Raw genomic sequence first — 25520 nt, forward strand, 5'->3', positions numbered from 1 at the left:
TTATGTTGGCATATACTTATATTGAACACGGAAAGTTCGGATTGCTTGAGAAACCGATACCGGTATTGGAAGATGCACGTGATGCTATTGTGCGGGTGACACTGGGTAGCATATGCACCAGTGACTTGCATATAAAGCATGGAAGCGTACCGCGTGCCGTACCCGGAATTACGGTAGGACACGAAATGGTGGGCATCGTAGAGCAGGTAGGTGCCGAAGTTGAGTCGGTAAAGCCCGGCGACCGTGTGACTGTGAATGTGGAGACTTTTTGTGGTAAATGTTTCTTTTGCCGTCACGGATATGTGAACAACTGTACCGGCGCCAATGGCGGTTGGGCTTTGGGTTGCCGTATCGATGGCGGCCAGGCGGAATATGTACGTGTGCCTTATGCCGACCAGGGACTGAACCGCATTCCCGATACGGTAAGTGACGAGCAGGCGCTCTTGGTAGGCGATGTGTTGGCCACCGGCTTCTGGGCCGCCCGTATCTCCGAAATAACCGAGGAAGACACTGTGCTCATCATCGGTGCCGGGCCGACGGGTATTTGTACCCTGCTTTGTTCCATGCTGAAGAAGCCCCGTCGCATTATTGTCTGCGAGCAGTCGGCCGAAAGAATCCGTTTTGTCCGCGAGCATTATCCGGAGGTGCTGGTCATTGGGCCGGAAAACTGCAAAGACTTTGTGAGGAAGCATAGCGACCATGGTGGGGCAGATGTCGTACTTGAAGTTGCCGGCACGGAAGATACTTTCCGCTTGGCATGGGAGTGTGCCCGTCCCAATGCCATCGTCACCATTGTGGCGCTTTATGACCAGCCTCAGTTATTGCCCTTGCCGGAGATGTATGGCAAGAATCTTGTCTTCAAGACCGATGGGGTGGATGGGTGCGATTGTGCCGAGATACTGTGCCTGATAGCGGCGGGACAGATAGATACCACACCGCTTATCACACATCGTTTCTCGTTGGAGGAAATTGACGAAGCCTACCGTATTTTTGAGAATAGGCTGGAGGGGGTGATAAAGGTGGCGATTGTGGGTAGATAGGATAGAAAAAGAGGATAGCCGGCTGGCTATCCTCTTTTTCTATGTAATTATTTACTTGCTACTTACTTGCTCAAAGCCTGAGCCACGTCAACCGCACAAGCCACTGTACATCCTACCATCGGGTTGTTACCGATACCCAGGAATCCCATCATTTCCACGTGAGCGGGAACTGATGAAGAACCAGCGAACTGGGCGTCTGAGTGCATACGACCCATAGTGTCAGTCATACCATAAGAAGCAGCGACACAGCATCCCTGTAAGTCTTTGCAAGCTGTTATTAATCAATGCTATAATAGCAATGGGTAAACTCCTTGTTAGTAAATAAAAGAACGAATTATCAAAAAGGGCTGCATCATGGGCAAATGCCTATGCGTTACCCTTTAGATGAGAGTACTCCTAATGGAGTTAAGACCGTAATCTAATTTGCGTGTCAATGAAGTATAAATCTCCGTCTATGCCATAAAGCACATTATTGGGAACTGCATCAAACACTTCATAATCCGAATTATGGTATTCGTCGTAATAGTCCATTTCAAAGCCTAATGCTTGCATATAAGCAGCTATCTCGTCTTCCGTAGCTTCTCGTTCTGCTAATATATAAGGTTGTACGAGAACTGCGCAAAATTCCTGCTGACTGTTATAAGCGAAGCCTATCATTTGATAAGGCACATTGCCAAAGAACTTGTTGTGTGCAGCAATGCGGATGAAGAAGTTCTCTAAATCATCCCCTGCGTACTCAAAGTTGTTTAATTTTACAACAGACACATTACCATCATGGAACACTTCATTCTCACCACCTCTATCCATATAAGTAATGTTGAGGTGTGATAAGTCAATCCATAGACCATTGTCATTGGCAAACTTTATCAGTTCTTCTGTTTGTCTTCTCTTATAGCCCTCTGTTGATTCAGCTTCTCCTGCTGCTTCCTTACTTCTTCTGGCGATGCAGGTCGCTTGCTCCAAGAGGCTATTGATTGACGAGTGCGTTCTATCCATTCTTTGTGAAATTCGTTGATGTATTCCATAATTTGTTTGATTATGAGTTTAAGACAAAGGTAATCATTCCTCTTTTAATAGCAATGCTTTGGTTGTTATATTCTTGCGAATGGGGTGTTGTGGAACATTCTATAAAAGAGAAGCAGCATAAGAGTTCCCTCAAATGCTGCTCTGTCTTAAATTAGTTTGGCAATTAGTCAATTTTCTTGTAAGTGGTTGTTGTAATGTCGTCCAACTCCAAGCTACCATCGTCCAGATTGTCCCAGTCCTCAAAGGCAAGTACCAACTTAGTAGCTGTAAGTTCATTGATAGTAAGGACATCAGAATAGCCATCACTGTAAGAGAGGGTTAGTTTATTGTCTTTCAAAGACCAGCGACTTGTTTCTGTATATCCACCTTCAACGCGGCTCTCTATGCAAGTACCATCAGCTTTGAACTCTAATAGGGCATTGGTATATGCTTCATCAGAGGTAACCACTTCTTTGCCATTCTCCACTTTGTGAATCTTCTCCCAAGTGGACTGCCATTTACCTATAAGGTTGGCTTGTTCAATGATTGTCTGTTCATCTTCATCATCACTACAAGCTGTAAAGTTTACAGCCAACATGACCATTAACAAGGTCATTCCAATTAATCTAAATGTTCTCATTTTGAATTAAAATATTTATTGTAAGTAGAAATATATTCTGTAATTTGCCTAAACACATCACCTGCCATCAATCCACCACTTGCAGGTAGTCTCTCTTTATGGATGGAAACAATGATAGAATATTGAGGAGCATTGGCAGGAAAGTAACCACAGAACTCTACAATATAACTTCCATCTTCAAGCTGTATTGTCCCTGTTTCACCTGCAATTTGTACCTTATCAGACTTGGCAGGTTGTCCCAATCCATCAGTTACCACATATTCCAATGCCTGTTTCAGACTGTCAATGTTGGCTTGACTTGCTATCTGTGGATTGATAACTGTTGTACTGTCTTTGTAAAGTTGAGGTTGTACCATCTTTCCACTATTAGCAATAGCATTATAAAAGGTTAGTGTTTGTATGGGGGTAATAGTCTGATTATATCCGATGCAGAACCATGCAAAAGCTGTATCACTCCAACCGCTATCTTTAGGAGTAACAAAGTATGCAGGTTTCAGATTAGCTATTCCTGCGATGCAGTCTGGTTTACCATAACTCATTCTATCTATCAGATTGAAGTATGCTTGTGCATCATCTCTAAATGCTTTCTCCATTGTTTTATAAACAGCAATGTTTGAACTTGAAGCTAAACCTTGCTTGATAGAGATTTCACCATATCCACCTCTATGCCAATTATGGTCTTTCAGTTCTCTGTCTTGTATAGAATAGATTCCATTGCCTACATCTACCATATCAGATAGTTTCACCTTTCTTGTTTCCAATGCTGCCAATATGGATATAGGGTGCATCAGTGCTGATTCGTGTGCTTGGGAGAAGTTCTCACAAGGTAGGTAGTTAGCATCATCTTTCCTTTCAAGTCCAACCATAGCCTTTATATGTCCTGTCTGAACTTTCATAATGATAACTTGCCCAGATAAGGCATTAAGTTCAGTTAGTTTATTTTCTAAGATAGAAGTAGCTTTGACTTGTAAAGTACTGTCTATGGTGGTAGAAGTTTGAGTGTCCTTTTGCTTTGTAGAGTTACAAGCTATCATTGTAATCATGCAACTTAATAATATGCTTATCCGTATCATTTGAATTAATCTATTTGCGGTTTACTTGTACTTATATTGACACAAATGTAAATTCACATAGTTACCATCATGGTATTCTTTACATTCTATCCAATTGTTATGACTGTCATATTGGTATTCAAACTCTTTCTTTATTCTCTTTCCGTTCCACCAAGCATCGCATAAGACTATATGCTCTAAATCATTATATTTAATGATAGTCTGTTTCTTTATGCCCTTATCGTCCTCCCAATTAGAAATTATCGTTCTTCCAGCTAATTGCCCTTTATTTTCTTCTGGTTCAATATAAGGAGCGACATTCTTCGTTGCAGAACCGCTAAACTCTACTTGATTTCTGTATTCTTTAATGTGGGCATATGTAGAATCGAACTCTCTGACTAATAGTTTAGATAAGTTGTTCCCATAGTAAGATATAGTATCGCACTTTATCATTCTCCCATTAGAAAGAAGAAGCTTATGCTCAAGCTTTATGGTTCTTGTTTCCTCCATTGCTTTATTAGAAGAGTACCATTTACTAATTTCTTTTCTACCAATAGTAAATGTCTGTGCAATTAATCCTTGAATAAGTTCTTTATTGTGCAAACTGTTGAACAATCTACTGATATGTATTGAGTATATGTCTATAATGTCCCACATGATAAATTATTCTAATGAAAAACCTCCCAATTGTGTATAACTCTTTAAACTATATTGAGTCTCTTTTTTAGAGTGCTTCCCACCTACCAAAAGAGTGTCAAATCCCAAAGTCATTAGCTGCCTAATAAAAGGCTTGTTTGATAATATATATTGAGAAATTTCTCTAATTTCAGAATCTTTTAAATTATTATCGTTCTCTATTGATATTCTAAATCCACTTCTTAAAAAGAATGCACTCATTTCATGTGCATAGTTTACATCTCCAATTGTTACAGATACCTTGCAGAATCTATCTAATTCACCACAACAATAGCTATCTTTAAAATTCTGATTCATGGTATTTATTAACTTCATCCGTTCCAATGAAGTACCTACTAAAGAATTGAGTAAGTTTTTAAAGAAATCGACAATGTTCATATTAAGCTAATTTATCATTTACTATATCCTTAATCTTTAAGAGTTCTCTGTAATTGAATCTGTTGTTGTTAATCATAGCTGTTAGCTCCTCTGCTACATCTTTATTGTTGGGATGCTTATCTGGGTGAGCTTGTTTGATAAGCTCTTTATATAGCTGTTTTGCTTTAGCTATGCTCTCAACAACATTGTATGCTTCATCATCTGTTGAATGATTCTTGGAACAGAATAATCTGGTAAACATATTCATAGTATGTCTTTTAATTGTTAGGAGAATAGCCATGCAGCTATTCCAATTACTACCAGAACTATAAGGATAACAAAAAACTCTGATAATTTAGGGTCTTCCCCATTATATTGCATTTTAGTCATAATTAGGATATTTACGCTCACCTGCTTCCTATGATGAATTATAAATAAAAAAGGTGTGGAAGCTATATTTGTCTTATCCTGTTTCTTGGGCTTCTCGCATTGCCTTTTGGTACGGATAAAACAATAGCCCCACACCAAAAGGTATATAGTTCACCTAAGCGATGAATATATATCAAATGTGTGGGTGCTATTGCTATCATCTTCGTACCGTTTTTAAATTTTGCGAGAATCTAAGAAACAGAAGATAATTTCAATAACACCTTTCGTTAAATATGTCCTTCCAACTCCCTATCTCATTAGTTCATTGGAATTGGTGCAAAGATAATGAAAGGTTCTAAATTAATAGGTATGAAGTGTGGATTAATAGTAAATTCTATGCTCTCAAACATAGTCTGAATGGGATATTTAATAAGAGTTGAGATAGTTATAAACTCTGTAAACTTATGGAATTGACTTACTTCTATAAGACTGAAATGCCAAACTGCCAAGATTGGACTTTAAATGTATCTAAGCTCAATATTTTATAGATTTGGGACAGAACCATTCAGACCACTATAAAGATGTATCTTAATAATCCTGTCCCAATTATTAGAAGCTCAAACAGTCATAAGTCTGTAAGATTTCTTCCTGCCTTAACCCCAAGTATCTTTTAGTAATGGCAACAGAACTATGGTTGAACAGTTCCATCAGCTTTACTAAAGCAAGTTCAGCATTATCGCTGTTCATATTATAGACCTGTCTACCAAAAGTCTTTCTAAGAGAATGGCAGCTAAAGTTCTTAATCTTTAGCCTGTACTTCTTCTTCACCTCTTTAAGAATGATATTGATTCTCTGAATCGTGAAGATAGTGCCTTTCTGACTGATAAGGATTGGCGCATTGATTCCAACTGGATTTATATGCTCGTAGCACTCTTTAATATGATGTTGTAATTGTGGGTTTAGTCTGATAGTCCTTACCTTGCCTGTCTTTTGCTCAATTACTGTAAACTCGTCAGTACCTAATATCTGCTTCCACCTTAGAGATAGAATATCAGATATTCTTAATCCTGTGAAGCATCCCAAAGCTATAAGAAGTGAGATTTTATAATTCTCGTCTTTGGCTAACTTTCTAATGAGGTTCATAGCATCAGACCATATAAGATAGTCTGCCGTTGTGCTTGAATATTTAAGTGACATAATGTTCTGTTTTATAATAAAACGAATAGAAGTGAATATTAATTCTGAGTTGGATTTACTAACTCACTGATTACTAAAGGAACATTCACTAATAGCAGAAGTGAATATGATAAGGACACCCAACTTAAAAATTGAGTGCCCTCTACCTTATTATAATTCTCCCTTGTCAGCAAAACTGTAATATCCTGTATCTGTTAATATGAGGTGGTCTAAAACTGTAATTCTCATTAGTCTTGCAGCTTCTTTGACCTGCTTAGTAATCTCCATATCCTGCCTGCTTGGTTTCAGATTACCGCTTGGGTGATTATGTGCAAGAATGATAGCTACTGAATTGGTGAGCAATGCGGCTTGCAGAATAACTCTTACATCAGCACAAGTTTCAGTAATTCCTCCCTCTGATATGAGAGTGTAGCCTAAAACTTGGCTGGCTTGGTTTAGGAACAGAACTTTGAAGTATTCTTTGTAACAGATAGTTCCCTCCTTATATGTAGGAAGTAAATATTTATATGCGTCCTCAGAACTGCCTACCTTATATATATTCTTGAATTTTGGTTTGTAGGACAGTTCCACTTCTCCAACAGTATAATCTATATCCATAATATCAAGTATTAAAATGGTTTATCGCCATATTCATAAACAAGAATTGAATTGCATACTCTATCGTAGAATGAGAATCCACAGCAAGTATGAAAATAGCTCTCATAAACTGCTGCATACTCTCCATGCTGCCTACTGTTCCTATCCAAAAATGAATCAAACTTGTGCAGCCAATATTTAAGTGCTTGCAAGTGTTTGATGTATTGCAGATTGTTCTCACAGTAGCATAATTTCTCTTGTAAAGAAGTGATATGATTGATAGCATTTTCAATTTTAGATTTATCCATAATGTCATAGAATTTGTAAAGTGTATAAATAGAAAAGGACACCTAACAAAATAGCTGTCCTTTTGAATATTACCGTCTGTCCTCTTAGATAAAAGGCAGATATGTATCATCCAATGCACCACTGTCAATAATATTTTTGCATAATTCATGTGATGCTTGATTTCTGAGGTCTGTGCCATAATTATCATCGCCTACCATTTTAATGATTGCAACAATGGTTCTCATCAACTCTTGTTGTAGGGTGCGGTGATAGTGACTTACACCTTCAGCAAATCTTTTTGGATTCCAACTCATATCATTAAGCGCACGTTCTAATTCTTGTGCAGCTTTGTATTCACGAGAATTTTGTAATTCCATAATTTATGTAGTTTTAAATAGTTCATAAAATAAAGAAAGGACAACTAACTGAATAGCTGCCCTTTCCTCTGTCAATCAACAATCCACTCAGCCCAAGAACCAAGCGTATTCACTATCTCCTAATTTGGCACGTTGGATGCCTTGTACGAACTCTGTGCAGTTAAGATTCCTCTCCAAGAAGTTATCTATGTAACTTGACTTTACAGAACCATTGAGCAGGTTTAAGAGCTGCCAGCCTGTAATGCTGTCCCCTGTACTCTTGAAATTCACATCAGAAACGAATGCTCTGCAAGCCGCATTAATTTGACTGTCTCCCAACAATAGACGAGGTAAGCGTTTCTGTTGGTTGGGTGTAAGAGCTTGATATAATCTCATCCTGCCTATTATCTGGCAGAACTCACTCGTTGAGATTGACATCTGCCCAAGTGTCCTTAACAGATGCAGGTCTTTGGATGGGTTGTAAGCATGGAACAGATTCAATGCTGCTGCATATAGTTCCTGTACGCTTAGGACTTCTATCTTATCCTGCAAGCCGTCAGTAGTAAGCATTAAATTTGAGCACACACGATTACGAAATCCTATGAAGATTTTAAACTTCTCAACAGATTTCTTACTGTATAGGTTAATCTCGTTATATGCTCTCACTCCACCAATGGATAACGCTAAACGATTACCGTATTCATCATGTACAATGGATGGAATTTCAAAACAGAAACACATTCTCTGATAGAACAAAGTCTTCTCTTCATCTGTCAGTTCAGATGCTTTCTTACCTAATGCACTTGGTATTCTGCCATTGATAGGGTGTGAGATTCTAATCTCTGGCATATCAAACTGTTCTCCATGAAAGTAATCCTTAGCTGCATCCACTACTGCACCTATAAAGGATTGGTGGCTTATGGTTTCCTCCATTGATGCAAAACTTGGAATGATGCAGTCTTGCTGTAAGTGCTGTAAGGTTACTTCCTGCGTGTTGGCTTCAATGAAATGGTTTACTCTCTTGGGTGCTGTTACTTCTTCCACAATGATTGCTTCTTCTGCAAACTCACCCATGTTTAATGATTCTCTACGCTGTGCCATAGCTGGCATAATTACTAAATCTCTCATAATGAAATTGAATTAAATGGTTATTGATTGAATGGATTTAATAGGAACAAACCTAAAACACAAGTGAATTTCTTCGCTTGTATCTTAGGCTGTCCTATGTCTTTCCCTAAAGATTCTTTCAAAGGAAATGAGGAGCATTAGTAAATTATTGGTTAGCTATGGCAATAGTGCATCGTGCCTGCTCTTGGATTAATAAGAATGCTTATTCCTACCAACTATCAGACTGCATTTCTAAAGCATTCTTTTTATTTAAGAGCTATGAGGGGGTGTTTATGTGGGTAGGGGTGTCTTGTGCATTACTCTGATGGTTTAAAATTGTCATTACGAAGTAGCATTCATAAGGGCTGCTTACCCTTATCGTAGAAATTCAACTTTAGATGCTTCTAAAGTCAGAATAAGACAGAGTGGGGATTATTCGTACTATCTCTTAATATATTAATAAACAGTACGAAAAATCCTACTTGCCTGTTATTTGGACTTGAAAGCTATCTTAACCACGTTTTTTGAGTTGGTTGGATTCCACTCCTTGCGCTGTTTGGCTATGTTGTTGTCTAATAATAGTTCATTGGGAGTAAGCTCTATCCCTTTGGGTATATATCTTAACAGACCTGCACTATATAATTCCAGATTGTAACTCTCTACATTCTTCTTACCCATTCCCAATTTGTCAGCCAACTTATTAGGAGTAAGCAGTATCTTGTTGTTCTCTGCTATTAATAGGAGCTTGATATAATATCCTTTCACTTTAATATTCAAATCCACTGTCATAAAGAGGTAGGACAGTGTTATGAAGTTGGGATGTTCAATGGGTGGAATGCAGTAAATGCTCCTCATTACAAATTCTATAAGAGGATGGTTGATAGCTTCCCTATATCTCTTTCTAATCAGCACTGCCTCTATATCCTTATTGAAGTTCTTTAATGCGTCCTCTTTCTCTCCAGTTCGTTTGGCTAAGTCTTTGATTCTCCATCTGACCTTATAATAGTCGTTTCTATATAAGGACAGACAGAAGAACCTGTACAAATTGGGTGGATTGAGTTTATCTACAATAGACTTGTTAATGGTAGCATAATTCTGCCTAATGTTACTTGTCCTGTTTTGCAGGTGTTTTAATTGTATCTTCATATTCATTAGTAGCTGATTGAATATTATTGGTAAACATTAAATCTTTCTTCTCTCGTTCCATCCTGTAATAGTAGGCAGTTCCAAAGTATATCTTGGCTTCCTTTCTGTTGTGAAACTTCTTTCCTGTTGGCAGATGAATTATCATATCAGTTTAAATATCAGTGAATTAATAAGCCAACTTCTGCAATGAGATATAATAGGTAGCAACCTTTCCATTCTTCTTTCTCCTTGTCTTTAGATAGTTATTAAGATTAGCCCACAATCCAATGTGAACCTTGTTATCTTTTACTCCCTGTTTAAGAGCCTTAGCCCTTATCTGCTCATAAGTAAATTCTTCCATTTTAGATATTCTGAATAGTTTGTAAGTCCGTCAATCTGTGTGGTGGGATTATCTGCTTGTAGTACTGTAAAGATAGTAATTCCATGAGTGGGAAACTAATGATAAGACCACAATTCAGAAGTATTGAGTAGGCAGGGAAACCTCTCACATTTCCCTGCTTCTTGTCAATCTCCCTTGTTATGTTCAAAACATAGGACTAAGTGTATAATTCCATTCTCATTCTTGAAAGCTATTCTTGGATTATCAACTTCCTTATATGTAATGGAAGTTATAATAATGGGGAACAGTTCATTCGCATTATAAAGTTTGAGGCTATTTGCAATATATTCATTAGAACTATATTCTGGAAGAATGAAACTGAACAAGTAGAGCTTGACATCATTGTATTGCTGCATTTTAGCTCTTAGTATTTCTTGCTTAGCAATTATTGCTTCGTAGATAGTGCTTAAATATGAACTGGATTGTATGATATATGGATTCATTGTTTTATTATTTAGTTGGTTAAGAATTAAGCCCACCTGTCACATGGGCTTTGCTGTTAGTGGCTTATGCAGCCTGTTCTTCTTTAATCACTCCATGATTCTTTAGATATTGGGTAAGCATCTCAGAATAAATGGTATTCACATGGTCTGACTTTACTTCATTTATAATTTTAATGCTGCTCTCATTCAATGTCTTTATGGTACTTAAAGTTTCATCCAACCCAATCTTCTTGTTTTCACCGTTCGGTGCGTAATTGGCAAGCTGGGTAATTGCATCAATCATGTAGCGATGTCTTATAGTGTCCTTAGAAATCTTCATGTCGCTTAAAGTCTTGATAATTGTATCTCCTATTGTCAAGTCATATTCTTCAAGTTTGGCTTCACAAACTCCCTGCATGGCACTATTCCAGACTTTCAAACTTAGTGTCTTACCAAAATTATAGTATTTGGTGATTACGCTGATGTTTGCTTTCAATTCCAATGCCTTTTGGAACACTCTGTTAAAGAACTCCTGTTGAGTGGCTAATGCTGCATTACCAGCCTTCTCCAATCCATTGAAACCTCTGCTCAACACATTGTTCACTCCTCTGTACTTGCCAAACTCCTGTAAAGAATCAAACTTTTTAATTCTTACATTCTCTATGGTCAGTTTGGTGTCGTCCTTGACTATGGCATTAAGGTTGTGTTCATGGTAGCTTGCCCATTGCCAATATCCGTTTGCTGTATCAACAGGTACGTAAACATTGGGAGTGCCTTTAGGTACAATGTTTCCGTTAAGGTCTTTCAGCTCAATGTCTGCATTGTAAAACAGGGCGGCTTCTGTAATGTAGAGAGGAACTTTATCAAAATGTTCATTGGTTATCAAATCCTTACCACATTCAAGGTTTACCTTACTTACTGCCATGCTGTAAACAGATGTAGCGATGATGATTTCCTTTTCCTCTTTAGTAAAGACTACCTGTTTGTTTGTGTTCTTGCTTTCATTCCACAATTCTACTTTAGCAGTTGGTAGTTCTACCTTTTTAAGTGCTTCAAGATATGCAGTTTCAGCCTTGCCTACATTAACCAGTGCAGATTTCTTAATATTGGCTTCTGCATCCTTATTGGCTTCAAGCACGCTCTTGGCTTTCATCAAATTCTGACGGGCTTCTTCTACTGCTTGTAACTTAGTCTCTGCGGTTGTCATTTTTACTTCTTCCATGATTTCATTCTGATTTAAAGATTCAATTTCATTATTAATTTTCTCAGCTTTTACATTTACTAATTCGTTCATAGTTTTAATCTTTTAAGTTGTTGTTATTCATTTAGTGTAACCCTCAAACCTATGTACACTTGGTTATCTGATTACGTTGCAAAACTACTTGCTTCTGGGCTGATTAAAAGAGAGAAATTAATGAGTGGTTTTACTTTCCCTCTTAATTGGTAGCTCGTCCGCTATCGTTTTGACGGTGCAAAGATGGGATATAATGGCAGGATTAAAAGAGAGAAAAAAAGTCCTGCTTTCATGTACCCTCTTAATGGTATGAAGCAGGACTGTATTAATTATCAGATGTTTATTAGAAATATATGCTGTTCGCAGTATCAATTCTCTTGTCTTTATATTGCTTGATGTAGCCTTTTAAAACATCTTCATCATCTGAGAATTTACTATGTTTGGATAGTTTGGTGAAGTAGATAAGCTTTGATATGAGCAATGTCTTACTAAGTGATATGGTGCTTCCTTTCTTCTGTCTGACATTAAACTGCTTGTTATATGGAGATAGATTGAAGAAGTCATTGAACATCTTATAGAACAGCCATATCTGAACGGACTCCTTTTCTTCTGCATGGGTGCTTATGCTGACTTGTTGGCTCTGCATCCAAGGGTGTTCCTCTATCTCTTTTAGGTTATTGGCGATGGTAGTAGCTAAGTAACCTATTGCATTGGCATTATCAATTACTATCTGATGCTTACCCTCTACCTTTACAGATATAGTGATAGGTTTCTTAAAACTTACTCCAAATTGGTTAATCTCCTTATGGTTGTCAGCTATGGCTTTGGTGAATTTGGTGAGCTGTTCTATTCCAATGCCTGTAGCTTTCATTCCATCCAAGCACGTGCCACATGTATAATCAAAGATGAACAGAAGTAGAAACCAGAACTTGTCTATATCAACTCCCAAACCTTTTAAAGTATTTTGTATGTCCTCATTGGCTATATAATCTCCGTATGTGAAGTTGCCATATAGTTTATTCTGATTGTATCTTCTTATGAATAGAGGTAAGGCGGTAGTGCCACAGACGTATCTTTCTCCTGTGGCTGGGTCTATATCTACGTCTGGAACATATTTAACGGCTATGGCTTCCATGTATTCCAAACGGGTGTCAATGTTTATATAATCTTCCTTTAGCTTCTCCATAATCATTAGTTTAAGGCAAAGTTAAAAAATAATCCTCACCTGCATTTGCTGCAAGTGAGGAATTTGTGGATAGGATATGCCTTAGTAATCAGAATCTCCTGTGAACGTATCCATAAGTTTATCCATTTGTTCACCTATGCACTTGTCTATTAGCTTTGCATAGTGGGCAGTCATTCGTGTATTGGTATGTCCCAACATCTTAGAAACGACTTCCAGAGATATGTTATTAGCTAAAGTAACGGTACTTGCGAATGTGTGCCTAGAAGTATGGGATGTGAATGGTTAAGCAAGGAAAAGCGAACAGGTGAAGATAAAACGTAAGTCGTTTGAAATGAGCATAGTTTCAGTGTTTTGCCAAATGTGGAAAAAGCAAATGAAAGCGGAATATTGAGGTTGTTCAGTTACCACATCGTTTGCCGGGCAGTTACCAAACAAGGATAGGTAACGGGAAGCAATGAAAAGAAATCCTCACCGTTTTGTTTGCGTTCATCCACAGTATTTTGCATATCAAGGAACGCTTATATGGCAAGTAACTTTGCATCTAAAAATATAAGCGTATGAAAGTAGAAAAATTCAAGGTGTTGCTCTACCTTAAAAGGAGCGGACTGGACAAATCGGGCAAGGCCCCGATAATGGGCCGGATTACCGTGAACCGCACGATGGCGCAGTTCAGTTGCAAACTTTCCTGCACTCCCGAACTGTGGAATGCTCGCGAAAGTCGGTTGAATGGAAAAAGCAGGGAGGCGGTGGAGGTCAATGCGAAAATCGAGAAACTACTGTTGGCAGTAAACTCTGCCTTCAATACTCTCATGGAGCGTAAGACCGACTTCGATGCAACCGCAGTTAAGGATGTGTTCCAAGGCAGCAAGGAGACACAAATGACCTTGTTGGCCCTCTTTGACCGACACGTTGAGGAAATCAAGGCTCGTGTGGGTATAGATGTCTCCCACCGCACACTGCCGAACTACATCTATACCCGGCAACGTCTTGGTGAATTTGTCAGCAACCGATTTAAGGTTTCCGACCTTGCCTTCTGCCAGCTTAATGAGCAATTCATCCGGGAGTTCCAAGAGTTCATTGTAATCGAGAAGGGCTTGGGTGTGCAGACCGTACGCCACTATCTGGCGATACTGAAGAAGATTTGTCGTATGGCATTCAAGGACGGACACGCGGACAAATTCTATTTCGAGCACTACCCACTGCCCAAGCAGAAAGAAACACCTCCAAAGGCATTGAGCAAAGAGGACTTTGAGAAAATCCGTGACATAGATCTTCAAGGATGCCGCCCCGTGCATTCCATTGTCCGTGATATGTTTCTTTTCGCCTGCTATACCGGGACTTCGTATGTGGATGTGGTGGCTATCACTCCCGACAACCTTTCACGGGATGACAATGGTGCATTATGGTTGAAATACCGCAGAGGCAAGAACGGGCAGCTCTGCCGTGTCAAGCTCTTGCCGGAAGCGATTGCCCTCATCGAGAAATATAAGGACGATACACGGACACACTGTTTCCCGTAATCCAGTACCAGCCCTTGAAGTGGTGTCTGACAAGCATCAAGATGAAAGCCGGAATCAAGGGCCGCTTGTCCTATCACATGGGTCGGCATTCCTTCTCTACCCTCATGACTCTTGAAAACGGAGTACCCATTGAAACCGTCAGCAAGATGCTGGGACATTCCGATATAAGAACAACCCAAGTATATGCCCGCGTGACCCCGAAGAAACTCTTTGAAGACATGGATAAGTACATCGAGGCAACAAAGGACTTGAAACTTATACTCTAATCACTAAATACAATTCAATTATGCGAAGCACATTTTCAATTCTATACTACATCAACCGTGGGAAAGTCAAGGCGGACGGCACTACTGCCATTCTGTGCCGTATTACCATTGACGGAAATAAAAGCGTATTCTCCACGGGCTATTATTGCAATCCGGATAACTGGAACGCGAAAAGCGGTGAGGTCAAAGAAACACGGACTAACAATCTCCTTATCGCACTACGGACTCAAATAGAAACATCTTACGAGAAGATGTTGAAGGAGACAGGTCTGGTTACAGCAGAAATGCTGAAAAACGAGATAACATGTGTAGCTACCATCCCCACTACACTCATGAAAGCAGGAGAAGAAGAACGTGAACGGTTGCGGATCCGTGCGGAAGTGATAGACTCCACATCTTCCTATCGTCAGTCCAAGTCCTCACAAGCCTATCTGCACGAATACCTCCTTTCATTAGGTATGCGTGACATTGCCTTTGAGGACATCACCGAGGATTTCGGGTGGGGCTACAAGCTCTATCTGAAGACCAAAGGCTGTGGTACAGGCCATATCAATCATTGCCTTACTTGGCTGAACAGACTGATATACATTGCCGTGGATAGAGAAATCATCCGCTTCAATCCCATTGTAGACGTGTCATACGAGAAAAAGCCAGACCACAAGTTGAAGCACATCAGCAGAGCCGAACTACAGAGGATAATGGAACAGCCCATGCCGGAGAAACGGCAAGAACTTACCCGAAGAATATTCATCTTTTCCGCCTTCACCGGGTTGTCGTATGTAGATGTAAAGCGGCTTTACCCCTCACATATCGGGACAACTACAGATGGAAGGCGTTACATCCGTATCAACAGAAAGAAAACCGATGTGGAATCCTTCGTTCCGCTGCATCCGGTGGCAGAGCAGATATTGTCCTTGTATAACACCACCAATGACGAAGAACCCATATTCCCTTTACCCAATCGTGACAGCCTTTGGTACTGCATCCACGAGATAGGCATATTGGCAGGTGTGAAAGAGAACCTCAGCTACCATGCGAGTAGACATTCTTTCGGAACCATGATGCTTTCGGCTGGTGTTCCGATAGAGAGCATCAGCAAGATGATGGGACATACGAACATCAAGACCACGCAGGGCTATGCACGGGTGACCGATGATAAGATCTCGGAAGATATGGATAGGCTCATGGAGAGAAGAAATGAACAGAAGTCCAACAAAGCAAAGAAAGTACAATGAAACGAGGAATCATTACAATCAGTGAATGCGGTGTGGTGAGTATGCTACTGCACCCGTATGGATGACGCAATTCGAGATTGCCGACTTGTTCGGGGTATTCTCGTGTGATGTTCGCAAAGCGATACACAGCATTTACAAGAACAAGGAACTGAACGAAGTGGACACAATGAAGTATGTCAAGCAACCCGAAGGTGTCAGTTATGACGTTTACAGCCTTGAAATGGTTATGGCCATTGCATTCAGGATACGCAGTAAAAAGATTATGCTGTTCAGACAGTTTGTAATCGGTAAACTGAGTGCAACGATGAGAGGTGCTTCGATGTCTTTTCTTGTTTCTTGTGGCAGAGGAAGCAACCGATGGTATAATTGAGTTCATCCCGTCAGACGCACGTTCCCGATGCTCGGATGCAAAGGTAGCGCATGGCTTGATGGCAGAAGCAAGGTCAGGCGGCAAAGCTGTTTCGGCCAGAATCTTCCTCCTGCGGAGCGTATTCAGCCCGAAAACCTTGCCTCTACTGACCATACGCTCGTAGGGCATCCGGCAACGGAAACAAGCGACTGACGGGAAATCAAAAGACAAGAAAGGAACGGCTTACAGATGAAGCGCAATTTTGATGCTTCATCTGTAAGCCGTTCCTTTTCCTTTTTGCTACCGCAAGTTATAGGACAGACGGCAAACTGCGCTCCTTCAAGAAAATCAGGTGGCGGTCTGTCGGTAGGCGGAGCGGTAGCCGTCAAGCAGCATTTTCTCTATGTCCGACTCGCGGTAGAGAATCTTGCCACCCAACTGGATGTAGGGTATTCGCCCTTCGTTACGGTAGTCCTGGAGTGTCCGGCGACTGACCTTCAGCCGTGCCGAGACTTCTTTGTCAGTGAAGAAACGCTCTCCGCCCAATGTCGGACGATAGTCGGCGGTCATACGCTCGTAGTTGTCCAGCAGTCGGTCGAGACTGCCCATGAAGTGGAGGATCCACTCGTTGTCTTTGGTCATCAGTTCATTCATGTTACGTTGGATTTAGTGGGTATTGTTATTCTACTTTGTTTATTGTTTATATCGTTCGTCCTTTGAAGCGTGCTTCCTTTCGTCTGTCCTCCACATGAGCAACGATGCGCTTCACGTCCTCGGGGCAATAATACGTCTTGTGGTTGATTTGCGAAAATGCAAGCGTGCCGTTGTCCCGCAATGTCTGCAACGTGCGTGGACTGATGTTCAGCATCCGGCACACGTCCTGATTGTCCATCCACTCACTCATCGTCTTTTCGCCGTGCCGATGGCAGATGGCATCCATGCGGCGGACGAACTGGTCGAACTTGACGACCATCGTCTCAAAAGTTCTTTTCTCGATTGATACTATTTCCATAATTCTTTCCTTTTGTGTTTCTTTTGTCGCAAAGGAATGGATAATCCGTCATCCGACAATGCTTTTTTCATAACTGGCAGCCTTTGGCATCGGTATGGTATAGCTTGGCCAGGATAAGCCTTATAGGTAGGCTTTCTGTTTCATCTAACTTCCACGTTTAAGATGATAGCCCAATCTCAATAAGACCTTAATTCAAGTTCGCCCGTAAATGAGACTTTGATTTTTCTACTCCTTGTGTCCAGCAAATCGGTGAAGTCTGCACCATTGTTCCTATTGTCCCAAAGCAAAGTTACACAAAATTGCCTAAGAGAATCCAAGTGTTTGACTGACTGTACTAAAGCGCCTTACTTTGCTCCCGATAATCGGTCAAGGTGAACACCAAGACCATAGTTAATAACTTAAATAATTTGTTTTATGGCAATGACAAGAGAACCAAACATCAGTGAGCAGCAGGCTCGTGAAATCGTGGACAGAATGGGGCGCAGAGAATCCCGCAGTGAGAAGTCTATGGACGACTTCTACAGGAATCTCGGTCTGGATCCGGAAGAACTGGCACAGCCCGGAGGAACAGCTGTAAAGGAATCAGAAACCAGCGTTGCGGAAAAGTCGTCAGAAAGTATCACATCGGAAGAGCTGACCACGCCGCAGAAGCGTGTCAGCAGCAAGCAGCGCAAGTTGTCGCTGGAAGAGTACCGCACAACCTATCTCCAAGTTCCGAAGATTATCAACCGGAAGCCCGTGTTTGTCAGCGAGAAGGTACGCGATGAGTTGGACGAGATTGTACGCCGTCTCGGAGGACGTGGCATGAGTGCCTCGGGACTTATCGAGAACCTCACTCGTCTACATCTTGAAACCTATCGGGAAGACATAGAGCAGTGGCGTAAGCTCTAAGAGAAAATCGGTCTAACCGATTAAGTCAGTGGCTACACTTCATCGGTTAGACCGATACACAAAATGAGTCATTATACTCACAAACCAATCCGACAAGCGGAGGATTTTCGTGTCTTCAAAGACACAGCAAGATATATTTTCAGTTACTCCGGGGCTTCCCGGTAACTGAAAATCCTTGCACCGCCGTGGGCAGAATTATCCTCCGCAGTCGGATAATTTCCAAGTTTTTAATCAGAGATTAGACCAAGAAAGAATCATTAAATTAAAATAAGAAAACAAGATGAAGAAGAACAGCAAGTACGGGAGGAATCCCATGTTGAACCCGAAAACGCACTGCGTGATGGTGCGCTTCGATGATGTGGAATGGAACAAGTTCCTCACGATGTATGAGGAATCACAGTTGTACGCGAAGGCCGTCTTTCTCAAGGCGCACTTCTTCGGGCAGAAGTTCAAGGTGCTGAAGGTGGACAAGGCTATGCTGGAATACTGCACCAAGCTGTCCGACTTTCACGCCCAGTTCCGGGGCATCGGAACGAACTACAACCAAGTTGTGAAGGAACTACGTTGCCACTTCTCGGAGAAGAAGGCGATGGCATTGCTCTACAAGTTGGAGAGGCAGACCATCGACCTCGTGAAACTAAGCCGTGAAATCGTCGAACTTTCGAGGGAGATGTATGCCAAGTGGGAGCAAATAAATCGTGTTTGATTGTATGACCTCAATCAAGGTGAAGTTCAGACCTTCCACAGCCGTGAGCAAGGAAGGGACAATCTATTACCAAATCATCCATAAGCGTGTAATCCGTCAGCTAAAGACGAATTACAGCATCTATGCGGATGAGTGGGACGAAAGAAGTGCTACCTTAATTCTCGCCAACAACGGAAGGAATGTGTATCTTCAATCCATTAAAGAACGGATGAATTGGGATGTCAGGCGATTGGAAAATATCGTCAGTCATTGGGAAAATAAGCAGAAAAGTTACGCCGCTGACGATATTATTTCCGCTTTTCAAAAGTCTGCCAACGAACAAACGCTGCTCAATTTCATGAATGGTATTATTGCACGACTCAAGCAAATGGGAAAGCATCGCACCTCCGAAACCTACTACGCTACGCTTAGAAGTTTTATGCAATTCCGGGAGAGCAAGGATATACTTCTGGATGAAATAGACTCGGACCTAATGCTGATGTATGAGGCATGGCTGCACGGCAAAAGGATAACCAAGAACAGCAGCTCGTTCTATATGCGGATATTGCGGGCTGTCTATAACCGTGCCGTAGAGAAGGAACTGACGAACAATCGCAATCCGTTCAAGCACGTCTATACGGGAGTTGACAAGACCGTCAAACGGGCAATCCAATTAAAGGCAATCAAGAAAATCAAGAACCTTGACTTGTTCTTACACCCATCCTTGGACTTCGCCCGTGATATGTTCCTCTTCTCCTTCTATACCCGTGGAATGTCATTCATTGACATGGCCCATCTGAAGAAGAAGGATTTGCAGAACGGCATATTGTCTTATCGAAGACGCAAGACCGGGCAACAGCTATTCATCAAATGGGAGAAGTGTATGCAGGAGATTGCGGATAAACACAAAACAGATTATGGTAGCCCTTACTTGCTCCCGATTCTAAAATACCCTTACGACAACCGTAACCAATACAAGAATGCACTTTATCGTACCAACAAGAACTTGAAAGAGATTGCCAAGTTAGCAGGTTTATCCATTCCATTAACACTGTATGTAGCCCGTCATTCGTGGGCAAGCATAGCCAAAAGCAAGAACATCCCCATCTCGGTTATCAGCGAAGGTATGGGACATGATTCGGAAATGACGACACAAATCTATCTGACTTCATTAGACAACTCTGTCGTGGATAAGGCGAACACACAGATATTAAGGGATTTGATGTAAGACGAATGATTGTTTTGCGAAATCAATCTTCTCTCCGTAAGAGACACTAACTATAACGCAAAGGTACACATTTTTATGAGAATTAGGCTGTTTATCAGATGATAAAATACTCTATATCATCGATAAACAGCCATTTTGTTTTGTGAAACGCTATTCAAACTATTGACTATCAGCTTCAACGTGTCTCTTACGGAGAGATACCTCCTTAATCATATAGAAAATGCCCGTTGAAGTTGACATATTGGAGGATTGTATCTTTCGGCTTTCGCCCGATTTGCTGAACACCCTGCTCAAAGACCATACCATGAGCAGGGAGGGTATTCAGCGCAATATCTTTTGGGCCACATCTGATTATGAAAGTCTTGGCGAAGGGTACCAATATGCAGATCCGATTCTTCCACATCTGATTACCGGGGACAACGGTCATGTCATCATGCCCCGTGTGCTTAAAAGCCGGAATACCCAGACAGCACGTTCCCGTGACATGGCGGAAGTCTTCACTCCTTCGTGGATATGCAACGCACAGAACAACTTGATTGATGAAGCGTGGTTCGGAAGAAAGGATGTATTCAATACGGAATACACAGATGAACATGGAGTTCATCGCTGGAAATCCACAGATGACAACATTGTATTCCCCGAAAATAAGACTTGGAAGGACTATGTACGCGACAATCGTTTGGAGATAACCTGCGGAGAGGCTCCCTACATCGTCAGCCGCTATGATACCACAACCGGAGAGGCCATTCCCTTAGAGCAACGCATAGGTTTGCTTGACCGCAAACTGCGGGTCGTAGGTGAGAATACGGAAACCTCCGGCGAATGGCTGGAGTGGGCACAGGAAGCCTACAAGAGCACATACGCCTACGAGTGGCAGGGAGACAATTTGCTGATTGCCCGTGAAGCGATGCTCATCACCTTTATCGAATACTACCAGCAGAAGTTTGGAAAACGGCCATTGCTCAAATCCATCAACTACATCGCCTACATCATATCATGGAACGTGTGGCAGATGGACGGGCTGAAGGGTGTTGTACCGAACAGTTGCGGTGAGCGGCGAACACTTGTGTATGAACTGTTCGGAACGAGGGAGGAAGTCAGCCAATGCGAAGGTTGTGCGAAAGATGACATACGCAGGCACAACGGCACCTATTGCCTCATTAAGGACTGGCGGGCAAAGGATCCCGAAACGGGAAAGATGGGAAAACGAATCCGATTTATCGACCTCATAAAATAGTGCAGTATGAAATTCACATCTTCACTAAAACTGAAACTGATATATGTGTTCCGCATCAACGATGCAGCGCACAAAGGCTGCTTAAAGGTGGGCGAGGCCACCTGTGATAATGACAATGTGTTTGGTCTTGCGCCCAACAGTAAGGCACTCAACGAATCCGCCAAGAAGCGCATCAACCAATATACGCAGACGGCAGGTATCGCATACGACCTACTCTATACGGAACTGACGATACACAATAGTAGGAATGGTTTGTGTTCTTTTAATGACAAGGAAGTACATAACGTCCTGGAGCGTTCCGGCATCAGGAAAAAGGTCTTTGATACCGAGAACAAGGCCAATGAGTGGTTCATCACTGACCTTGAAACGGTCAAACGGGCGATAGCAGCGGTAAAGGAAGGTCGGGAATCTTTATCTTCTGCGGAAGTATCACATGCCCAAAGCCCGATTGCGTTCCGTCCTGAACAGCGCGAGGCCATTGAGAAGACCAAAAAGCAGTTCAAGAAAGGCAATCAGATGTTGTGGAATGCCAAGATGCGTTTTGGCAAAACCTTGTCGGCTTTGCAAGTGGTGAAGGACATGGACTTCGGGCGAACGCTCATCCTTACCCATCGCCCGGTAGTGGACAGCGGTTGGTTTGAGGATTTCGGCAAGATATTCTACGATAGCCCGGCATTTGCGTATGGTTCCAAGAACAACGGCGATAGTCATGCCTCTCTTGAAACGAGGGCAAAGCGTGGTCAATGTAAGTATGTCTATTTCGCCTCCATGCAGGATTTGCGTGGTTCGGAACTGGTGGGTGGCAACTTCGATAAGAATAATGAGGTGTTTGCCACCGCATGGGATTGCATCATTGTGGACGAGGCGCACGAAGGCACGCAGACGGAATTGGGCAAGGCGGTGATGCTGGAACTGACCAAGGATAAGACCAAAATCCTTCGCCTTTCAGGCACTCCGTTCAATCTTTTGGATGATTTCAAGGATGAAGAAATCTACACATGGGACTATGTGATGGAACAGCTGGCAAAGGCCTCATGGGATTTGACTCATTTCGGTGATCCGAATCCATACGCCTCATTGCCTACGATGAACATCTACACCTACGACCTCGGACGGCTGCTCCATGAGTTCGTGGATGAGGATGTGGCCTTCAACTTCCGCGAGTTCTTCCGTGTGAATGATAATGGGACATTCGTCCACGAAAAGGATGTCAAAGCCTTCTTGAATCTTCTGACCGAAGATGATAAGGAGAGTTGCTATCCGTTTGCCAATGATGAATATCGAAACATCTTTCGCCATACGCTGTGGATGTTGCCAGGTGTGAAGGAGGCTCGTGCCATGAGTGCCTTGCTACAATCGCATCCCGTATTCCAACACTTCAAGGTGGTGAATGTGGCCGGAGAAGGTGACGAGGACGAAGAGAGCAAGGATGCACTGAAGGCTGTAGAGGAATCGATTGGCAGAGACCCGGATTCCACACGTACGATTACATTGTCATGCGGACGCTTGACTACGGGCGTGAGTGTCAAGGCGTGGACGGGTGTGTTCATGTTATCCGGCTCCTACAATACCGCTGCATCAAGCTATATGCAGACCATCTTCCGTGTGCAGACACCTGCCACCATCAACGGACGTGTCAAGGAGCAATGTTATGTGTTTGACTTCGCTCCTGACCGCACGTTGAAGGTCATTGCCGAGACAGCAAAGATTTCGGCAAAGGCAGGAAAGACCAGCGGTAACGACCGCAAGATTATGGGCGAGTTTCTGAACTTCTGTCCGATTATCTCCATCGAAGGCTCAAAGATGAAGCAGTTCGATGTACCACGGATGCTGGAGCAGCTCAAAAAGGTTTATGTGGAGCGGGTGGTCCGCAATGGTTTCGAGGACAAGAGCCTGTATAATGACGAGTTGATGAAGCTCAATGACTTGGAATTGCAGGAGTTTGACGACTTAAAGAAAATTATCGGTCAGACGAAGGCCATGCCCAAGACCAATCAGGTGGACATCAACAATCAGGGACTGACGGACGAGCAATACGAGGAACTTGAAGACCTTGAAAAGAAATCCAAGAAACGCAGCAAGGACAAGCAGCCCTTGACAGAGGAAGAGAAACAGCGGCTGGCGGAACTGAAGAAGAAAAAGGAGAACCGCGAGGCTGCCATATCTATTCTTCGCGGTATCTCTATCCGTATGCCCTTGCTCATCTATGGAGCAGAACTGCGAGACGAGAGCCAGGAGATAACGATTGACAACTTCGCCTCGCTCATCGACCCGCAGTCATGGGAGGAGTTTATGCCCAAGGGCGTGACCAAGCAGAAGTTCAACAGTTTCAAGCGGTACTACGACCCGGAGATATTCTGCGCGGCAGGCAAGCGCATCCGTGCGATGGCCCGTGCAGCAGACAAACTGAGTGTGGAGGAACGTATAGAACGCATCACCGATATTTTCAGTACGTTCCGCAACCCGGATAAGGAAACAGTACTTACTCCGTGGCGTGTGGTGAACATGCACCTTGGTGATTGCTTGGGTGGATACAACTTCTTTGAGAAGAACTACGAAACTACATTGTCCGAGCCTCGCTTCATTGACCACGGCGAAGTGACAGCCAATGTGTTTGCCGAGGATTCCCGTATCCTTGAAATCAACTCCAAGTCCGGCTTGTATCCTCTTTACATGGCATATAGCATTTACCGCACACGGGTAAAAAACTCTTTGTTTTCGGTGTCAAGCATTGAGGACGAACAGCGCATTTGGGACAAGGTGGTAGCAGAAAACATCTTTGTCATCTGCAAGACTCCGATGGCTAAGAGCATCACCAAGCGTACTCTCATCGGCTTCCGCAAAGCGAAGGTGAACACCCGATACTTCGAGGACTTAATCAATCAAATCAAGAACAAGCCGGAACATTTCATCAGGCAAGTGGAAAAATTTGTTTCCGAAAGAACAGGGATAAAGAATATGAAATTCAATGCGATAGTGGGCAATCCGCCGTATCAGGAAGTCGTGGCTCAAAAGGAAAGCTCCAATGGGCAAAAAGTTAGCGTGAGCATATTTCAATACTTTCAAACAATCAGTGACCGATTAGGTCGATACATTTCTCTTATCTATCCGGGTGCAAGATGGATTCATCGTTCGGGAAAAGGACTTGAACAGTTTGGGCTTGCACAAATCAATGACCCACATTTGTGCTTATTGAAGTTCTTCCCTGACTCCATGGATGTCTTCAAAGAAGTTGGTATTGCAGATGGTTTGTCCATAGTGATGAAAGATACGCAAAAGAATCGTAACGGATTCCGATATGTCTTTTCTAAAAATGGAAAGGAAGTGTCAATTGATGCCAGCAACCCTAAGGAAGAATTGTTCTCATTAAATCCTCTTGATAGCGAGATTGCAGATTCTTTGAATAGCGCTATTGTCAAGTATGGATGTTTGCATGATGCCATACTTCCTCGTAGTTTGTTTTCTATCGAAAGTGATTTCGTAGAGAAAAATCCCACGCTTGTGAGAGAATATCACGAGGGGGACAATTATAACTCAGAATCAGAGATAAAACTCTTTACAAATGACAAAGCGGGAAAGAGTGGAAGGGCAAGATGGTATATTGCAAACAAAGATGTCATTAAAACAGGACTTGACCACTTGAACAAATGGAAGGTCATTGTTTCAAGTGCCAATGCCGGAGGCCAAAAACGTAGCAATCAAATAGCCATAGTGGATAATCATAGTGCATTTGGTCGCTCTCGCGTAGCATTGAAAACATTTGTAACCGAACAAGAAGCAAAGAACTTCTTCAAATATGCAACAAGCGAAATAATCCGCTTTGCCTTCTTGCTTACAGACGAATCCTTGACCTCTTTGGCTAAGAAAGTTCCTGATTTGTTGGACTACTCAGATGAGAATAGTCTTATTGATTACAATGGAGATGTGAATGCTCAACTTTACAATTTGTTTAATATTGATAAAAATAATCAACTATATATCATCGAAATGCTATCTAAAAAAGCACTCAATAAGTAATCGCTTGTATTATTCATATTACCAATGACA

The 25520-nt window shown here is 42.0% G+C and carries 25 protein-coding genes and 4 pseudogenes; 10 read left to right on the forward strand and 19 right to left on the reverse strand.

The genetic code is table 11. The features are described 5' to 3' along the window. Window positions 1–2: 2 nt before the first annotated feature. A complete protein-coding gene (locus tag JCM16496_RS07830) occupies window positions 3–1040 on the forward strand; it encodes an alcohol dehydrogenase (protein ID WP_025833409.1) in 1038 nt (345 codons plus the stop codon). Window positions 1041–1102: 62 nt separating this feature from the next. Here JCM16496_RS07830 and JCM16496_RS21595 read toward each other — a convergent pair. The 17 genes and pseudogenes from JCM16496_RS21595 to JCM16496_RS21610 form a co-directional block, all read right to left on the reverse strand. Beyond that, window positions 1103–1279 (reverse strand): annotated as a pseudogene (locus tag JCM16496_RS21595) (GGGtGRT protein); the annotation flags it as partial. 166 nt (window positions 1280–1445) lie between these two features. Then, window positions 1446–2036 carry a putative polyvalent protein kinase domain-containing protein gene (locus JCM16496_RS07835; RefSeq protein WP_025833411.1) on the reverse strand — a complete coding sequence of 197 codons (591 nt, stop codon included), beginning with the start codon at window positions 2034–2036 and terminating at the stop codon, window positions 1446–1448. Between the two features lie 193 nt (window positions 2037–2229). Next, on the reverse strand, window positions 2230–2685 hold the full coding sequence (locus JCM16496_RS07840) for a lipocalin-like domain-containing protein (RefSeq protein ID WP_025833413.1): 456 nt from the start codon (window positions 2683–2685) through the stop codon (window positions 2230–2232). Then, window positions 2682–3719, reverse strand: a complete 1038-nt coding sequence (locus tag JCM16496_RS07845) for a penicillin-binding transpeptidase domain-containing protein (RefSeq protein ID WP_370528742.1) — start codon at window positions 3717–3719, stop codon at window positions 2682–2684. The genes JCM16496_RS07840 and JCM16496_RS07845 overlap by 4 nt, the downstream gene beginning before the upstream one ends. A 60-nt stretch (window positions 3720–3779) precedes the next feature. After that, the gene (locus JCM16496_RS07850) at window positions 3780–4394 is read right to left on the reverse strand and encodes a hypothetical protein (RefSeq protein ID WP_025833417.1); all 615 of its coding nucleotides are present in this window, start codon (window positions 4392–4394) and stop codon (window positions 3780–3782) included. 6 nt (window positions 4395–4400) lie between these two features. Next, on the reverse strand, window positions 4401–4811 hold the full coding sequence (locus tag JCM16496_RS07855; protein WP_009129188.1) for a hypothetical protein: 411 nt from the start codon (window positions 4809–4811) through the stop codon (window positions 4401–4403). A 1-nt stretch (window position 4812) separates the two neighbouring features. Further along, window positions 4813–5052 carry a hypothetical protein gene (locus tag JCM16496_RS07860; protein ID WP_009129187.1) on the reverse strand — a complete coding sequence of 80 codons (240 nt, stop codon included), beginning with the start codon at window positions 5050–5052 and terminating at the stop codon, window positions 4813–4815. A gap of 716 nt (window positions 5053–5768) precedes the next feature. Then, on the reverse strand, window positions 5769–6356 hold the full coding sequence (locus JCM16496_RS07870; RefSeq protein ID WP_009129186.1) for a tyrosine-type recombinase/integrase: 588 nt from the start codon (window positions 6354–6356) through the stop codon (window positions 5769–5771). A 150-nt stretch (window positions 6357–6506) separates the two neighbouring features. Next, entirely contained in the window at window positions 6507–6953 is a 447-nt protein-coding gene (locus JCM16496_RS07875; protein WP_025833425.1) for a JAB domain-containing protein, read from the reverse strand. An 11-nt stretch (window positions 6954–6964) separates the two neighbouring features. Continuing rightward, window positions 6965–7240 (reverse strand): hypothetical protein, encoded by a 276-nt coding sequence (locus JCM16496_RS23580; protein WP_009129185.1) that lies wholly within the window; start codon window positions 7238–7240, stop codon window positions 6965–6967. Between the two features lie 84 nt (window positions 7241–7324). Further along, on the reverse strand, window positions 7325–7597 hold the full coding sequence (locus JCM16496_RS07885; RefSeq protein ID WP_009129184.1) for a hypothetical protein: 273 nt from the start codon (window positions 7595–7597) through the stop codon (window positions 7325–7327). An 87-nt stretch (window positions 7598–7684) separates the two neighbouring features. Further along, a complete protein-coding gene (locus JCM16496_RS07890) occupies window positions 7685–8704 on the reverse strand; it encodes a DUF3871 family protein (protein WP_025833430.1) in 1020 nt (339 codons plus the stop codon). 468 nt (window positions 8705–9172) lie between these two features. After that, complete coding sequence (locus JCM16496_RS07895) at window positions 9173–9829, reverse strand: hypothetical protein (protein ID WP_025833431.1); 657 nt, start codon at window positions 9827–9829, stop codon at window positions 9173–9175. Next, window positions 9789–9974, reverse strand: a complete 186-nt coding sequence (locus JCM16496_RS07900) for a hypothetical protein (protein ID WP_025833433.1) — start codon at window positions 9972–9974, stop codon at window positions 9789–9791. Before JCM16496_RS07900 ends, JCM16496_RS07895 begins: the two co-directional genes overlap by 41 nt. Before the next feature lie 741 nt (window positions 9975–10715). Continuing rightward, window positions 10716–11924, reverse strand: a complete 1209-nt coding sequence (locus tag JCM16496_RS07915; RefSeq protein ID WP_025833437.1) for a hypothetical protein — start codon at window positions 11922–11924, stop codon at window positions 10716–10718. Window positions 11925–12207: 283 nt separating this feature from the next. After that, a complete protein-coding gene (locus JCM16496_RS07920) occupies window positions 12208–13050 on the reverse strand; it encodes a hypothetical protein (protein ID WP_025833439.1) in 843 nt (280 codons plus the stop codon). An 81-nt stretch (window positions 13051–13131) separates the two neighbouring features. Beyond that, window positions 13132–13320, reverse strand: a pseudogene (locus tag JCM16496_RS21610) (tyrosine-type recombinase/integrase); the annotation flags it as partial. 287 nt (window positions 13321–13607) lie between these two features. On the opposite strand from JCM16496_RS21610, the pseudogene JCM16496_RS07925 reads away from it, so the two are divergent. From JCM16496_RS07925 to JCM16496_RS22655, 4 genes and pseudogenes are all read left to right on the forward strand, one after another. Beyond that, window positions 13608–14836, forward strand: a pseudogene (locus JCM16496_RS07925) (tyrosine-type recombinase/integrase). Window positions 14837–14856: 20 nt separating this feature from the next. After that, window positions 14857–16071 carry a site-specific integrase gene (locus tag JCM16496_RS07930; RefSeq protein ID WP_025833441.1) on the forward strand — a complete coding sequence of 405 codons (1215 nt, stop codon included), beginning with the start codon at window positions 14857–14859 and terminating at the stop codon, window positions 16069–16071. Next, window positions 16068–16441, forward strand: a pseudogene (locus JCM16496_RS07935) (virulence RhuM family protein). Before JCM16496_RS07930 ends, JCM16496_RS07935 begins: the two are co-directional and overlap by 4 nt. 27 nt (window positions 16442–16468) lie before the next feature. Beyond that, complete coding sequence (locus JCM16496_RS22655) at window positions 16469–16633, forward strand: hypothetical protein (protein WP_159102440.1); 165 nt, start codon at window positions 16469–16471, stop codon at window positions 16631–16633. 135 nt (window positions 16634–16768) lie between these two features. Here the strand turns inward: JCM16496_RS22655 and JCM16496_RS07940 are convergent, their stop codons facing one another. Both JCM16496_RS07940 and JCM16496_RS07945 read right to left on the reverse strand, forming a co-directional pair. Further along, the gene (locus tag JCM16496_RS07940; RefSeq protein WP_025833443.1) at window positions 16769–17074 is read right to left on the reverse strand and encodes a helix-turn-helix domain-containing protein; all 306 of its coding nucleotides are present in this window, start codon (window positions 17072–17074) and stop codon (window positions 16769–16771) included. Between the two features lie 46 nt (window positions 17075–17120). Continuing rightward, window positions 17121–17432 (reverse strand): helix-turn-helix domain-containing protein, encoded by a 312-nt coding sequence (locus JCM16496_RS07945; RefSeq protein ID WP_025833445.1) that lies wholly within the window; start codon window positions 17430–17432, stop codon window positions 17121–17123. Window positions 17433–17852: 420 nt separating this feature from the next. On the opposite strand from JCM16496_RS07945, the gene JCM16496_RS07950 reads away from it, so the two are divergent. From JCM16496_RS07950 to JCM16496_RS07970, 5 genes are all read left to right on the forward strand, one after another. Then, the gene (locus tag JCM16496_RS07950) at window positions 17853–18323 is read left to right on the forward strand and encodes a DUF3408 domain-containing protein (protein ID WP_025833447.1); all 471 of its coding nucleotides are present in this window, start codon (window positions 17853–17855) and stop codon (window positions 18321–18323) included. A 280-nt stretch (window positions 18324–18603) separates the two neighbouring features. After that, window positions 18604–19029 (forward strand): conjugal transfer protein MobA, encoded by a 426-nt coding sequence (mobA, locus tag JCM16496_RS07955; RefSeq protein ID WP_025833448.1) that lies wholly within the window; start codon window positions 18604–18606, stop codon window positions 19027–19029. Window positions 19030–19033: 4 nt separating this feature from the next. Next, window positions 19034–20236: a site-specific integrase gene (locus JCM16496_RS07960; protein WP_025833451.1), complete on the forward strand. Its 1203-nt coding sequence runs from the start codon at window positions 19034–19036 to the stop codon at window positions 20234–20236. Between the two features lie 220 nt (window positions 20237–20456). Further along, window positions 20457–21473: a hypothetical protein gene (locus tag JCM16496_RS07965; protein ID WP_025833453.1), complete on the forward strand. Its 1017-nt coding sequence runs from the start codon at window positions 20457–20459 to the stop codon at window positions 21471–21473. Window positions 21474–21479: 6 nt separating this feature from the next. Further along, window positions 21480–25490 carry an Eco57I restriction-modification methylase domain-containing protein gene (locus JCM16496_RS07970; protein WP_025833454.1) on the forward strand — a complete coding sequence of 1337 codons (4011 nt, stop codon included), beginning with the start codon at window positions 21480–21482 and terminating at the stop codon, window positions 25488–25490. Window positions 25491–25520: the final 30 nt, after the last annotated feature.

Origin of the sequence: Bacteroides rodentium JCM 16496, from assembly GCF_000614125.1 — a bacterium.
Classification (GTDB): Bacteria; Bacteroidota; Bacteroidia; order Bacteroidales; family Bacteroidaceae; genus Bacteroides; species Bacteroides rodentium.